The sequence below is a fragment of the Methylobacter sp. genome (genome assembly GCF_023227905.1).
In the GTDB taxonomy this organism is placed as follows: Bacteria; Pseudomonadota; Gammaproteobacteria; order Methylococcales; family Methylomonadaceae; genus Methylobacter_A.
This window is the reverse complement of sequence record NZ_JALOCF010000015.1, coordinates 1-13,853: the sequence shown is the minus strand read 5'-3', so window position 1 is coordinate 13,853 and position 13,853 is coordinate 1. Positions and strand designations below refer to the sequence as shown.

Sequence of the window (13,853 nt, the reverse complement as noted above, 5' to 3'; positions counted from 1 at the left end):
TTCTTAAGGATTTTCCAATAATGAATGATAGCGTTAAGGCTTATCAAATATCAATGCGCTTGCAAGGGATGATTGCTTTATTGCGTATAAGGCAGTGGATAAAGAATGTTTTTGTGCTAGCGCCATTATTGTTTACGGGCGAGTTTCTTAACGTTCAGTCCGTTAACAATGCACTACTAACAATGCTGTTTTTTTCTTTGGCATCGTCAGCGACTTATATTATCAATGATATTCATGACGTCGAACATGATAGAAAGCATCCAAAAAAGTCAAAAACCCGTCCATTGGCTTCCGGTGTTGTTTCGATACGCTCTGCCTTAATATTATTAATAATAGTACTGCTAACAGTTTTATTATGCGTTGGGTTGGTGATGCCTAATGTGCTACAGATCATTATTTTTTATCTGCTGCTTAATCTGAGCTATACGTTTTTTCTTAAATATCAGCCTGTTTTAGATATTTTTAGCATTGCTATCAGTTTTGTATTGCGCGTTTATGCAGGTGCAATTGCGCTGGCTGTACCGGTATCTGACTGGATGTTTATAACAACCTTATGTCTAGCGTTATATTTGGCTTCTCTCAAGCGGCGGCAGGAGTTAAGCCTGAGCGGCACTGAAGGGCGTGCAGTGCTGCAAAAATATTCGGTCTTTTTGGTCAACCGTTACGCTGAAATGTCGGCGACCGGGGCGCTGCTTTTTTATGCATTGTATGTAATGACGGCTAAGCCGCAATTGGTCAGCAGCATTCCGGTAGTATTGTTTGGCTTATTCAGGTATTGGTACATAGCCGATACGCTTGATGGGGGGGAGTCGCCCACCGATGCGTTGCTGTCTGATTGGCCGCTTTTGCTTACTATCATTACGTGGGTTTTGGTATGCGGCTGGGTATTGTGGCCAATACAAGGATAAAACATGGATTTTGTCTATTTATTAACGCCTTTTTCAGCTTGGCTGGTTAACGGCTTGTTAAAGTTTGCAATCAATAGTTTTAAGGCTAAGAAGCTTGCTTTCGGTTTAATCGGTTACGGCGGTTTTCCTAGTAATCATAGCGCTATCGTCAGCAGTATGGCTGCGCTGATTGCTTTCAAGAACGGTATTGACCATCCGGCGTTCGGCGTTGCTGTGACGTTGGCTTTTATTGTGATTCTGGATGCGCATAGCCTAAGGCGGCAAATTGGCAAGCATGCGGTTGTTATCAATCGAATAACGACGTCTTCTGACTACCCGGCATTACGTGAGCGTATGGGTCATACATCGGTTGAAATCGCGGCTGGCGTGCTGGTAGGGATTGGCATTGGGGGATGCTGGGCTTTTATCTAGGATATATTATCATCGCAATCGCGTAGTCAGTTGTAGGCAGGTAGGCTAGGCAGTCATGTAAGAGGGGGGGGGGGCGGCAATTCTTACAGGCATAACTTGCATATAATTGTACTCAGCACAAACCGTCCAAGCTGCACGAACTAATAAATCTTTATGCTGAGTATACGACCATGGCTGTAAATGCATTTATAGCCATGGAATAGGCAGGTATTACATCAGTGGAAGTATCTGGTTAAGAATCTTGCCGTTGGTTACCAGGATATTTTTTGGAAAGAGTCCTTTGTTGCCTTGAAAGTCTGTAACCGTGGCACCTGCTTCTTCGGCAATCAGTGCGCCGGCAGCTACGTCGTACAGGTTTAGCTCCTGTTCCCAAAAAGCATCAACTTGCCCGTCCGCAACCAGGCATAGGTCGATTGCCGCCGAGCCAAAACGGCGCTGACCGGTTGTTATCTCCGCAATCCGGCAGAACCGTTGCAAGTTGTTTTCTTTTAAGTAAGAGCGCAAGCAGGCAAATCCGGTTGCGACCATTGCGTCAGCAAGGCTGCTTTCGCTGGAGACGGTAATGGGCAGTCCGTTTTTCCAGACTCCTTTGCCTTTTTCGGCGGCATAATAATCATTCAGTGCGGGCGCATAGACCGCTCCGAATATGAGTTCCTGGTCAATTTCCAGTGCAACACTGATGCCCCAAAAATATTGGCCTCTGGAAAATGAGTGGGTGCCATCGATCGGGTCAACAATCCAGCGGCTGGATTGATTGGCGCTTTGTCCACTTTCCTCTCCCCAAAAACCGAATTGCGGATAATGCTTGGCAAGGGATTCTTGTAGAAAAGCTTCAACTGCCACGTCGGCATCAGTGACTAAATCGCGAGGGCTTTTTTTGCTCACTTCTAAATTCTTCAAGTCTTTAAAGTGAGTCATAGCAATCGATCCGGCTTCACGGATCACATTTTCAAGAACGGCAAGCGAAATGGGCATTTATAGTAACCTTAGATTAAGAGGCTGTTTGTTTGTATCAAGTGCAATACAGAATTTCAACGCTATCCTGACTGGTTTTCGCGCCAAAAATCAATCTTCTTAAATCAGGCATGTTCAGATGCTGTGAGCAAAGATGAGGGATTTAGATGCAGCGTGTTGTTATTTCGGGCGAACCTTATCTTTTGTCGATGGTTTTTTCAAGATTTATCTTGATTGGCAAGCTATATAAAATAGTAATAAAAGTTTGCCATCCTTATAGAGGATTCAATCAGCAAGTTTTGGATAAGCGTGACAGCATGAGGCTGACTTCCAAAATCCATCATCCTGAGGCGGGAAAAATTGTTGCTTTGCCGATTGACTCAGAATATACCCTGCCAACTGGCATCCTTGCTAGTATGGCCTGCTAAGTAATATTTGGCGGGTTAGTTCGGCCTTATATACGAATAAGAAAGATGATGATGACTGCAAATAGTAAGGATGTTGCAAATTCTTCCAATCGCTCAGTGAACGGCGGTTTGCTGTCCTCCATGATGATTTCAACTCGGTTGGTCACTTGGTCACGCATATGTATCCGTTGTTGCAACATGATGTTTCTCCTAATAATTATTAGTGTAACTACGCATTTGTCCCACTAATACGCCTTGAATTTCAACTTGCTCCGGGCTGTAGCGCATCGCTTTCATCGTTGAATTAGCGGGGATAAGTAATGTTTCGTGCGGGTATTGCTCAATAAATTTTAAAGTGGCTTCGGCTTTGTTGATCAGGGCCACTACTATTTCGCCATTACGCGCATGGCAGCGTTGTTCGATAATCACCCAATCTCCATCATAGATGCCTTGCTCAAGCATGGAATCGCCTTTTACCTTCAGGACATAACAAGGTTTTTGCGTTTTCAGTTGTTCAGGGATAGCCATATAAGTAATGTTTTCGACCGCTTCAATGGGCTTTCCGGCGGCAATAAGCCCGACAAAAGGCAGTGTGCTTTGATTATCGGAATGGCCGATCATTGCTTTGGCGTATTCTGTCAGGCGAATGCCGCGCTGCTTGCGTTCCGAAGCTTCGATCAGGTTTTCTGTGATCAAGGCCTTAATGTGGTTATGCAAGGAACCGCGGGATTTTAAGCCCATGGCTGCGCAAAGCTCTTCCAGAGTGGGCGGATGAGGAAAGTTATTTTGATTTTGTAATAAGAAATCAAAAATTTCCTGTTGTTTTCTGGTGAGTGATTGAGTCATAAGTTGTTCTTTGGTTGTTTTGTAAAAATATATCAGCAGAACAAATAAAGAACAAGTAAAAATTAAACTTCTTCTTTAGCTTAACGTATGAGGTGTCGCTTGAGTTATGATTCGCAAAACGGGTGAATTAGATATCACCCCTGAATATTATTTTGAAAAGGAGGATGCTATGCACCTAACGCCAGCATTATTACCCCGCCTGATTCAGGCAATAGACCATGCAATCGAAACGAGTGCTGAAGAAGTGACGGCTCTGGATCAAGCTATCGGTGACGGCGATCATGTGACAAACCTGCAGCGCGGCATTAAAGCGCTGACAGTACAAGCCGATGAATTGGCCCGGCTTGATTGGATGACGGCTTGGCAGAAGATTGGCATGACCTTGATGACAGCGGTGGGCGGTGCGTCAGGTTCTTTATACGGGACCTTGTTTGTGGCGATGAGCAAGGCAGCTCGAGATCGGTCTTTGGATTTACAGTCTTTTGCCGAAATTTTTAGTAGCGGCGTGGAGGCCGTAAAGCAACGGGGAAAGGCTGATGCCGGTGAGAAAACCATGCTGGATGTGCTGATTCCGGTGGCGGCAAGTTTGCGGCAGGATGCGGCGGAATCAGTTGCAATAGCAGATGTCCTGAAAAATGTTTCGCGGACAGCTGTGACGGGTATGGAGTCTACCCGAGACATGCTGGCCACCAAGGGGCGCGCTTCTTTTCTGGGGGAGCGCAGCCGGGGGCATATTGATGCGGGGGCTAAGACCAGTCAGTTAATGATTTGTGCATTGGTTGACGTGTTGGCTGAGCATTTAACAACCCCATCGTAAGGCAGCAGTGTGGACGGGGGCATCCCACAAGCGAAGCATTTCGTCATCAAGCAAGCTCAGGGTGATTGAGCAGCCTGCCATATCCAGCGAGGTGGTGTAGTTGCCGACCAGGGAGCGGCAGATGTTAATGCCGCGTTTTTCCCAGAACCGGGACGCCAGTTCATAAACCAGGTGCAGTTCCATCAAAGGGGTCGCGCCAAAGCCGTTGATGTGCAGTAAGGCCGATTGTCCCTTTTGTGGCTTTATATCTTCATCAATAACGCCAGCCAGATAGTCGACAATCTCGGTGGCGCTGCTCATGGCTATGCGCTCGCGTCCGCGTTCGCCATGAATGCCTACGCCCATTTCGATTTCGTTCTCGCTAATGTCAAAAATGGGTTTGCCTAGAGCGGGCACAGTGCAACTGGTCAATGCTACTCCCATAGATGCGGTAGCGAGGTTGATCCGGTCACCCAATGTCTTGCAAGCTGCCAAATCCGCCCCCGATTCTGCCGCTGCGCCAACGATCTTTTCTACAATCAGGGTGCCGGCAACGCCGCGCCGCCCCGTGCTGTGAGTTTTGGAGAAAGAAACATCATCGCTGACCAATATGGTTTCATGCGGATAATCGAGCATTTCGGCGGCGATTTCGAAATTCATCACATCGCCCGCATAGTTCTTGACGATGAATAAAACTCCGCCGCCGTTTTCCACGGCTTGTGCCGCCGCCAGCATTTGATCGGGGGTGGGGGAGGTGAATATTTGCCCCGGACAGGCGGCATCCAGCATGCCTGAGCCAACAAAGCCCGAATGCAAGGGTTCATGTCCTGAACCTCCGCCGGAAATCAACGCAACCTTGCCGGGTGCAGTGGATTGCTTGCGTCTGATGAAGCGGGGCTGGGCATTGAGCTGAACTATATCGGCATGGGCTTTGGCAAAGCCGCGCAGACTTTCGTCAAGCAGACTATCAATGCTATTGATAAATTTTTTCATTGCGGTGGCTCCGGTGGGTGTGGTTTTTGATGATAGCGCGGACGGTAAATCTGATCTATTGCTTTAACGCGTAGCCGTCAGTTTTTTAATGCTTGGGTCACGGCGCGGATGTCTCGCATAACCCAGGTTGGCTGATAGTCTGTTGTTTTAAAATCATCTTCGGTGGATACGCCCGATAAAACCATAAGGCTGCGTATGCCGGTGCGAACCGCGCCAAGAATATCGGTCTCCAAGCGATCACCAATAGCCACTGTTTGAGCCGGATCTACGCCTAGTAACGCGAGTGCTTGCTGGTAAATAATGGGTTCAGGCTTACCGATGATGGTCGGTGTTACACCGGTAGCTGCTTGTAGTGCCGCCAGGATTGCTCCGTTGCCATGGGTGAGGCCGCGTTCAGTAGGTAATGTAGTGTCGGCATTAGTGCCGATAAATTGGGCGCCGGCGCGAATATTCAACGTAGCTGTGGCCAGCTTGTCCCATGTCAGGGTGCTGTCTTTGCCACAGACAACAATGTGGGCTCCCATATTGGGGTTGTCTTTGTCATCATTTAATTCATACAGGTCGGTCAAGGTAAAGCCATGGTCAAGAAGCGGCTGTTTAGCGCCATCCTCACCGATGACAAATATGCGGCTTTCCAGAGGATTGTTGTACTTGCTCAGGTACAGTGCGGTTGCCATGCTGGAAGTCAGGATTTCATCACGTGTCACCTGTACACCCATCTGCGCCAGCTTGATGACATATTGCTCTTGAGTCAGACTGGCGTTATTAGTTGCCAGGATAAAGCGGATTTGTTGATCACGTAAGGTTTGAAAGAAATCTGCCAAGCCAGGCATTGGCTGGTCGCCGTGCCATAAAACACCATCCATATCAATGATAAGTGCTTTTATATTGTTAAAAGGTTCCATTGCGTTGTTTCTCTCTTAATTGGGTTCGTTATTATAATTTACATCGAATGACTAAGGTATGCATTCCGTTGTGTTTAAGTTGAGCATGGCTGCCGGTTTGGGCGCAAGCGGGTAATTAACGGACTGGCTGTGTGTTTGATGATTTTGCATTAGTGCTTGTAAGTCACTTTTTTTGTTATCAAAACACAAAATCTTGGTTGATAGATCGTCTAAATCAATGGGTATAAAGTCCGGGTTGAATTTTGTTTGAAGCTTGATGCATAAGCTTAATCTTGATAACGGTTTATGTATCGATATGGGATGGATGCATTTAATGCGGTCGCCGTGATGGTATTGCGTCTCTTGCTTATTTATATGCAGTGTTCTTAAAGCTGTTGAAATGTATCATTGCACAGTGGCAAGATCGGACTGCTGCATGAGTGTGTTCTTATGCGAAACATCTTGACAGTGTTTGTGTTTGATTGAAACAGCTGAAAAATTTGTGTTGGTGTGGCTACTGGTTAGTTTTTATAGAAGATAGACGGTATAGCTAACTTTATAGGGAAGGCAAATAGCTACCGTTACATAAAATTAAGCTTATAACATTTTGCTTGCATGTTTCCTTCATTCAGCTGATATCGATATGTCAACTTAGAACATTGAGCATTGGGCATTGACATCTGTCCCCTTTCTACTTTAAAGTTGCGTTCGCATAAAGAATAAGTAACTAAAACTATAACTATTACTATAAACCATCGGAGCACGCATCATGGCAAAACCATTAATTCAAATGGCATTAGATTCACTGGATTTCGATCAAACAGTAGGCCTTGCTACATTAGTAGCTCCTCACGTTGATATATTTGAAATCGGAACTCCATGTATCAAACATAATGGCATTAATTTGGTTAAAGAATTAAGAGCGAGATTTCCAGAGAAATTGCTTTTAGTTGACCTTAAAACTATGGACGCAGGCGAGTACGAAGCAACACCTTTTTATGCAGCAGGTGCTGATATTTGTACAGTTTTAGGCGTATCTGGCCTTGCAACTTGTGCAGGCGTTATCAAAGCAGCTAATGCATACGGTGCAGAAGCTCAAATTGACTTGATTAATGTTGACGATAAAGTAGCGTGCGCACGCGCAACTGCTGAAATGGGCGCTCATATCATGGGTATTCATACAGGTCTTGATGCACAAGCTGCAGGACACACTCCATTTGCTGATTTGAATGACATCGCAAGACTAGGTTTGAACGTCAGAATTTCTGTTGCAGGTGGCATTAAACCATCAACTGTACAAGATGTAGTTCGCGCTGGCGCAAACATCATCGTAGTTGGCGCAGCCATCTATGGCGCAGCTTCACCTGCTGATGCGGCTCGCGAAATTCGCGAATTGGTTGACGCGGTATAATTATGCATCAGAAACTTATCATAGAAAAGATTTCAGGTGTTCTTGAAGCTACAGATGATACGTATGATGCAAAGTTAACCCAAATGCTGGATAACGCCAAGCGGATATTTATCGCTGGCGCGGGGCGGTCCAAGCTTGTCGGGAATTTCTTTGCAATGAGGTTGGTTCACGGCGGTTACGATGTAAGTGTCGTGGGCGAAATTGTGACGCCGAGCATTAAAAGCGGTGACTTATTGATCATTATTTCCGGATCCGGAGAAACTGAGCAATTAATAGCATTCACTAAAAGTGCAAAAAAGATAGGTGCCAACATCGTCTTGATTTCTGCAAAAAGCAGCTCAACCATTGGCGATCTGGCAGATGCAGTATTTCAAGTCGGTAATCCAGAACAATATGGTAAGGTTTTAGGAATGCCTATGGGGACTGTGTTTGAGCTATCTACTTTGTTATTTTTAGAAGCAACCATTTCTCACATTATCCATGAAAAAGGAATTCCCGAAGAAGTGATGAGAGAAAGGCACGCTAATTTAGAATAGCGGCACAGGAACGAGTGGTTATGGCCACTCGTTCAAATCCTTGTAGGGTAAAAACGCCGAAAGAACATTTCGTGACAAAGTCGATCAGACTAAATAAAAGTCACCATTTAGTAATATATTAATAGTAAGGAGAAGAATATGACTTCGCGTCGAGAATTAGCGAACGCCATACGCGCTTTGAGCATGGATGCCGTGCAGAAAGCAAATTCAGGACATCCAGGCGCGCCTATGGGAATGGCGGATATCGCCGAGGTTTTGTGGAATGACCACATGCGCCACAATCCGTCCAATCCGAAATGGTCAGATCGTGACCGTTTTGTTCTTTCCAATGGTCATGGTTCAATGTTGATTTATTCATTGTTACATTTGACCGGTTATGATTTACCCCTCGAAGAGTTAAAAAATTTCCGTCAACTGCATTCAAAATGTGCGGGACATCCTGAATACGGTTATGCACCAGGCATTGAAACAACGACAGGGCCGTTAGGGCAAGGCATTGCCAATGGTGTGGGTTTTGCAATGGCTGAAAAGCTGCTTGCCGACCAATTCAACCGTCAAGGGCATAAAATTGTTGATCACCATACTTATGTATTCATGGGTGATGGTTGTTTAATGGAAGGTATTTCTCATGAAGCCTGTGCATTAGCGGGTACTTGGGGCCTAGGCAACTTAATTGCTTTCTGGGACGATAACGGTATTTCTATTGATGGCCATATTGAAGGCTGGTATACCGATGATACTGCAAAACGTTTTGAAGCTTACGGTTGGCATGTTCTGTCAGTAGACGGCCATAATCCTGAAGAGATAAACAAAGCAATTGTCATGGCTAAAGCTATGACTGATATGCCTTCACTAATCTGCTGCAAAACAACTATTGGTTTTGGGTCTCCAAACAAAGCAGGTACTCATGAATGTCATGGTGCAGCTTTAGGCCAGCCTGAAATTAACTTAACAAAAGCAGCGTTAGGCTGGGATCATGAAGCATTCATTATTCCAGAAAATGTTTACGCAGGCTGGGATGCTAAATCAAAAGGTACAAAAGCCGAAGCGGCCTGGAATGAAAAATTCGCAGCTTATGAGGCGGAATATCCAGAGTTGGCGGCAGAATTCAAACGGCGTATGGCTGGCGAACTCCCTGCTAATTGGCAAGCAGCGACTGACGCATTGATTGCTGAAACCAACGCAAAAGCAGAAAATCTGGCCACACGCCAATCTTCACAAAAAGTAATTGGCGGATTAGCCCCTACATTACCTGAGTTTTTAGGTGGTTCTGCAGATTTAACCGGGTCTAATTTAACCAGTTGCAGCAGCTTTAAACATGTCAGCGGTAAAGAGCCGGGTAATTACATCTCTTACGGTGTGCGCGAGTTTGGTATGTATACCATTATGAACGGTATGGCGTTACATGGCGGCTTATTGCCTTACGGCGGAACATTCCACATGTTCTCTGATTACGCAAAAAGTGCTTTACGTATGTCGGCGTTAATGAAAATTCGCACCATTGCTGTTTTGACCCATGACTCTATTGGTCAAGGGGAAGACGGTCCAACGCATCAGCCGATTGAGAATACTTCTGCTATGCGTTACATTCCAAATATGGATGTATGGCGACCAGCCGATACCACAGAAACAGCGGTTTCTTGGGTAATGGCAATTGAACGTATGACGGGGCCTACAAGCTTAGTATTAAGCCGTCAAGGCTTACCTTTCATAGCTCGTACTGATGAACAAATCGCAGCTATACGTAAAGGGGCATATGTTATTTCTGAAGCAGCGGGTAAAGCTCAAGTTATCCTTATTGCAACCGGTTCAGAAGTTGATTTGGCAATAAAATCACAAGCAGCCTTAGCAGAAAAAGGAATTCAAGCGCGCGTTGTTTCAATGCCATCAACAAATGTATTTGATCGTCAAGATCAAGCTTACAAAGACAGCGTATTAACACCCGGTGTTAAACGTGTTGCGATTGAAGCGGGTATTACTGATTTCTGGCGTAAATATGTTGGCTTAGAAGGGGCAGTTGTCGGTATTGATACTTTCGGCGAATCTGCTCCTGGCGGCGTATTGATGAAACACTTCGGTTTTACTGTTGAAAACGTTGTTAAAAACGTAGAAGCAGTACTTTAATTTTAAAGGCCATGTTTGCGTTAGTTGTTGCTTACTGAGAGGACCTCAAAACTGACACTATTCATTTAGTTATGATTAGTTTATTAATACGTAGTTACTATTGGAAAAAACGATTAACGCAGATATGGCTATTATAAAACAACGCAAAGAGGGGGATTAACACGTGAAAATAAATAATTTGACGAATGGTTTAGTTGCTACGCTGTTATTAGCAAGTCCCATAGTAGGGGCGGAAACAGAATATCCGGCAGCAGATTTCAAACCAAAAGTAATTTACCAAGATCCGGCATACAGCCAAGCCAAGTCTGCGCCTGCTGCTGCGGCAGTTAAGCAAGAAACATCGGCTGAGGCAGATTCAAAATACCCTGCAACAAATTTTGAGCCAAAAGTTCTATATAAAGACGCTGATTATAAGTCAAGCAAATTTACTGGAACAACATCAGCAGCATCAGTCTCTGAGCGTACTAAAACAGCTGATACAGAAGGAAACGCCTCAGTTAAGGTTGAAGAAGACTCAATGATGAGTTACCTGTTGGGGTTAATTGTTTTCGCTGTGGCTGGGTTTATCTTCTTAAACAAGCGCGAGCCAAAAGCCAAAGTTAGCCAAGCGCCCGTTTACACTAGTCATGCTAGTGGGCTTTCAGGTGTTGCTCGATATCTGAGAAAGAACAATATGATTGCTGCAACTGGTGTTGCTAGATATTTGGAAAGTCATGCTGAGACTGAAAAAGAAAAAGTAGCAACAAGCGGAGTTGAAAAGTATCTTGAGAGACAGGCTGTATCCGCAAAAGAAGCAACAGCTCAAGCAGGAACTGGAGTTGAAAAGTACATGCGCAACCGGGGGTGATAAGTGGATCAAAATTACTTGATCGATTTAGTGTCTGGATTTTTTGGCTCCAAAAGAGAAGTTGAAACACGAACCAGTCCTGTCGTATATGTTGGTGATTCTAGTGGACTTACTGGAGTTGCTAGGTATTTGAAAGGTCTGGAAGTTGAGCCGGTTTTAAGCGGAGTTGAGAGATATCTGAGAAATCAGCAAGAGCTATCGGTGAGTAATGAACCTGCTGATTCCATGGAGAGTCAGGTATCTACAGCTACAGCGTCTGAATTTGTTGACCGCTTGGAAAAACACGAAGAAGCTGTGCCATTAAGTAGTGTTGCCAAGTACTTGGCAAACCTGGATCAGTCTCCTGTAAGTGGTGTTGCCAAGTATGTAGCAAGACAAGCGGTACTCGCAAAAAGAGCGCCGAAATTAAGTGGCGTTGCTAAGTACGTGAGTAAGCATGCTGCTGATGAAAAGAAAGCATCTGTAGTCAGTAGCGTTGCAAAATATGTGGAAAAGCAGTCGAAGTCATCTGTTATAAGTAGTGTTTCTAAGTATTTAATAAAGCAATCCATATCAGCTAGAAATACTGCTGCTGCAACCGGGGTTGGTAAATATCTTGAAGAAGAATCTATCGCCCAAAGAAAAGCTGCTGCTGCTGCTATAGTTGCCAGATATCTGGAAGAACAGCGTATGCTCGTAAAAGAGCAAGAAAAAGAAAAAGAAAAAGAAGCGCAGCTAATAATAGAACAGGAAATGGCAAAGGCAGAGGAAAGGGCGGCGGCGGCATCAGCGCCAACTGGAGTGGCTAGATACTTGGAAGAGCAAGCAATTCTGGCGAAGGAAAAGCCACCAGTAAGCGGTGTTGCCAAGTATGTTGCAAAACAAATTTTGTCTAAAAAAGAAGCTCCCGTTTTAAGTGGCGTTGCCAAGTATATTACGAAGCAAGCATCAAACATAAAAGAGAAACCGATCGTAACTGGTGTCGCAAAGTACATGGAAAAAGAGGCGATGACAGCAAGAAAGCTGCCTAAAATAAGTGGGGTTGCGAAATATATGGAAAAGCAATCTGTATTGCCGAAGGCAAGTGGTGTTTCTAAGTACATAACAAAGCAAGTGGTTTCTGCAAGAGAAAATCTAGATAAAGTATAACTGAGTAGTATTGTTAAAAGTGCAGATGCCTTGTTCAAGCATGGGTGGGGCTATCTGTACACGATATAATTTTTTCGGTTAAATCAATGCCTTAAGTCCCTGACATGGCTCGGTTAAGATTGTGCTAAATGTAAACACAGGGGGCATATTTAGTTAGTGTCCAATATTAAAGCGATTCTGTTCAGATCCCTGCCAATGCTCATCTGTAATTAATGGTTCACCTAATATCGGTAGAGACTGTAATTATGTTTGCTTTATGATGGTTAACCACCGTTTCTCACGGTATAATCTCTCCCCGTTATTATATTGGATATCATTCGTCTGTCTTCTGAATGTATTTGGAAGTGACGTGTGTATACCTTGTTGTTTTTTAAATTTAAAATAAAAGGAGCCCCTAATGGCCAAGACTTTACTTGAGCAACTGAGAGAAATGACCGTGGTTGTAGCCGATACTGGTGACATCCAGGCTATTGAAACCTTCAAGCCACGTGATGCAACGACTAATCCTTCGTTGATAACTGCTGCTGCTCAAATGCCACAATATCAAGGAATCGTTGATGATACTTTGAAAGGTGCAAGAGAGACTTTAGGTAAAGATGCTTCAGCAGCACAAGTAGCTACCCTAGCTTTTGAACGTTTGGCTGTTTCTTTCGGGCAAAAGATACTTGAGGTCATCCCAGGACGGGTTTCCACTGAAGTTGATGCTCGTCTTTCATATGATACCGATGCTAGCGTCCGTGTAGGCCGTGAGTTGATTGCTATGTATGAAAAGTTAGGCGTCTCGCGCGAACGAGTTCTGATCAAAATTGCTGCAACTTGGGAAGGTATACAAGCTGCTGCTATTCTTGAAAAAGAAGGTATCCATTGTAATTTAACTTTGTTGTTTGGTCTGCATCAAGCTATTGCATGTGCCGAGAACGGAATTACACTGATTTCGCCTTTCGTTGGGCGCATCTTGGATTGGTATAAAAAAGATACCGGTCGTGATTCCTATGCGCCTGCTGAGGATCCAGGTGTTCTGTCTGTGACAGAAATCTACAATTACTACAAAAAATTTGGCCATAAAACTGAAGTTATGGGAGCTAGCTTCCGTAATGTAGGTGAAATTGTTGAATTGGCTGGTTGTGATTTGTTAACTATTGCACCGTCTCTGTTAGCCGAACTTCAGTCTACTGAAGGCAGCTTGGTGCGTAAGCTGGATCCTAATAACGCAGCCAATGCGTCAATTGAAAAGTTAACCATTGATAAAGCGACATTTGATAATATGCATACCCAAAACCGTATGGCTTCTGAGAAACTTGCAGAAGGTATTGATGGCTTTACCAAAGCATTAGAATCATTAGAAGAATTCCTAGCCGCTCGATTGGCGAGTTTAGAAGGTTAAGAGCTTTTAATAAAGCCATCCGGCGGGATATTCTCGTCTTTTCAGCCGGATGGCAACTTTATCATTTGCAGCATAATTGTAAAGACAGTGTCGTTACCACTCCAGGGCAATCGCGCTATATTTTCCTTTTCCCAAAGATCAGTTCGGCGCGATAACAATCACTCAAACAAGCACGCAGTTTTCGTTGGCGTAGGCTGTCTTTGCTGGGGCCGTTGTTATTCAAC

14 protein-coding genes are annotated in these 13,853 nt (G+C 44.5%); 10 read left to right on the top strand and 4 right to left on the bottom strand.

Annotated elements, in window-relative coordinates; all coding sequences use genetic code 11:
* Window positions 1-20 precede the first annotated feature (20 nt).
* Complete coding sequence (locus tag M0R47_RS08155) at window positions 21-908, top strand: decaprenyl-phosphate phosphoribosyltransferase (RefSeq protein WP_292552926.1); 888 nt, start codon at window positions 21-23, stop codon at window positions 906-908.
* A 3-nt stretch (window positions 909-911) separates the two neighbouring features.
* On the top strand, window positions 912-1,319 hold the full coding sequence (locus M0R47_RS08150; RefSeq protein WP_292552923.1) for a divergent PAP2 family protein: 408 nt from the start codon (window positions 912-914) through the stop codon (window positions 1,317-1,319).
* Between the two features lie 210 nt (window positions 1,320-1,529).
* Here the strand turns inward: M0R47_RS08150 and M0R47_RS08145 are convergent, their stop codons facing one another.
* The gene (locus M0R47_RS08145; RefSeq protein ID WP_292552920.1) at window positions 1,530-2,294 is read right to left on the bottom strand and encodes an inositol monophosphatase family protein; all 765 of its coding nucleotides are present in this window, start codon (window positions 2,292-2,294) and stop codon (window positions 1,530-1,532) included.
* A gap of 146 nt (window positions 2,295-2,440) precedes the next feature.
* Between M0R47_RS08145 and M0R47_RS08140 the strand changes: the two genes are divergently transcribed.
* The gene (locus M0R47_RS08140; protein ID WP_292552917.1) at window positions 2,441-2,701 is read left to right on the top strand and encodes a hypothetical protein; all 261 of its coding nucleotides are present in this window, start codon (window positions 2,441-2,443) and stop codon (window positions 2,699-2,701) included.
* Between the two features lie 189 nt (window positions 2,702-2,890).
* Here the strand turns inward: M0R47_RS08140 and lexA are convergent, their stop codons facing one another.
* Window positions 2,891-3,526: a transcriptional repressor LexA gene (gene lexA, locus M0R47_RS08135; protein ID WP_292552915.1), complete on the bottom strand. Its 636-nt coding sequence runs from the start codon at window positions 3,524-3,526 to the stop codon at window positions 2,891-2,893.
* 169 nt (window positions 3,527-3,695) lie between these two features.
* On the opposite strand from lexA, the gene dhaL reads away from it, so the two are divergent.
* On the top strand, window positions 3,696-4,343 hold the full coding sequence (gene dhaL / locus M0R47_RS08130) for a dihydroxyacetone kinase subunit DhaL (protein ID WP_292552912.1): 648 nt from the start codon (window positions 3,696-3,698) through the stop codon (window positions 4,341-4,343).
* Here the strand turns inward: dhaL and dhaK are convergent.
* Window positions 4,326-5,315, bottom strand: coding sequence for a dihydroxyacetone kinase subunit DhaK (gene dhaK / locus M0R47_RS08125; protein ID WP_292552910.1), 990 nt, complete (start codon window positions 5,313-5,315; stop codon window positions 4,326-4,328). The two genes, dhaL and dhaK, sit on opposite strands and share 18 nt — an antisense overlap.
* 77 nt (window positions 5,316-5,392) lie before the next feature.
* Window positions 5,393-6,220: an HAD-IIA family hydrolase gene (locus M0R47_RS08120; RefSeq protein ID WP_292552907.1), complete on the bottom strand. Its 828-nt coding sequence runs from the start codon at window positions 6,218-6,220 to the stop codon at window positions 5,393-5,395.
* A 748-nt stretch (window positions 6,221-6,968) separates the two neighbouring features.
* On the opposite strand from M0R47_RS08120, the gene hxlA reads away from it, so the two are divergent.
* The 6 genes from hxlA (at window position 6,969) to M0R47_RS08090 (ending at window position 13,629) form a co-directional block, all read left to right on the top strand.
* The gene (hxlA, locus tag M0R47_RS08115) at window positions 6,969-7,610 is read left to right on the top strand and encodes a 3-hexulose-6-phosphate synthase (RefSeq protein WP_292552905.1); all 642 of its coding nucleotides are present in this window, start codon (window positions 6,969-6,971) and stop codon (window positions 7,608-7,610) included.
* A 2-nt stretch (window positions 7,611-7,612) separates the two neighbouring features.
* Window positions 7,613-8,146 (top strand): 6-phospho-3-hexuloisomerase, encoded by a 534-nt coding sequence (gene hxlB, locus M0R47_RS08110; RefSeq protein WP_292552902.1) that lies wholly within the window; start codon window positions 7,613-7,615, stop codon window positions 8,144-8,146.
* A gap of 138 nt (window positions 8,147-8,284) precedes the next feature.
* Window positions 8,285-10,270: a transketolase gene (tkt, locus tag M0R47_RS08105; RefSeq protein ID WP_292552899.1), complete on the top strand. Its 1,986-nt coding sequence runs from the start codon at window positions 8,285-8,287 to the stop codon at window positions 10,268-10,270.
* 163 nt (window positions 10,271-10,433) lie between these two features.
* The gene (locus M0R47_RS08100; RefSeq protein ID WP_292552896.1) at window positions 10,434-11,117 is read left to right on the top strand and encodes a hypothetical protein; all 684 of its coding nucleotides are present in this window, start codon (window positions 10,434-10,436) and stop codon (window positions 11,115-11,117) included.
* A gap of 3 nt (window positions 11,118-11,120) precedes the next feature.
* The gene (locus tag M0R47_RS08095) at window positions 11,121-12,245 is read left to right on the top strand and encodes a hypothetical protein (RefSeq protein WP_292552893.1); all 1,125 of its coding nucleotides are present in this window, start codon (window positions 11,121-11,123) and stop codon (window positions 12,243-12,245) included.
* 397 nt (window positions 12,246-12,642) lie between these two features.
* On the top strand, window positions 12,643-13,629 hold the full coding sequence (locus M0R47_RS08090) for a transaldolase (protein WP_292552890.1): 987 nt from the start codon (window positions 12,643-12,645) through the stop codon (window positions 13,627-13,629).
* Window positions 13,630-13,853 lie beyond the last annotated feature (224 nt).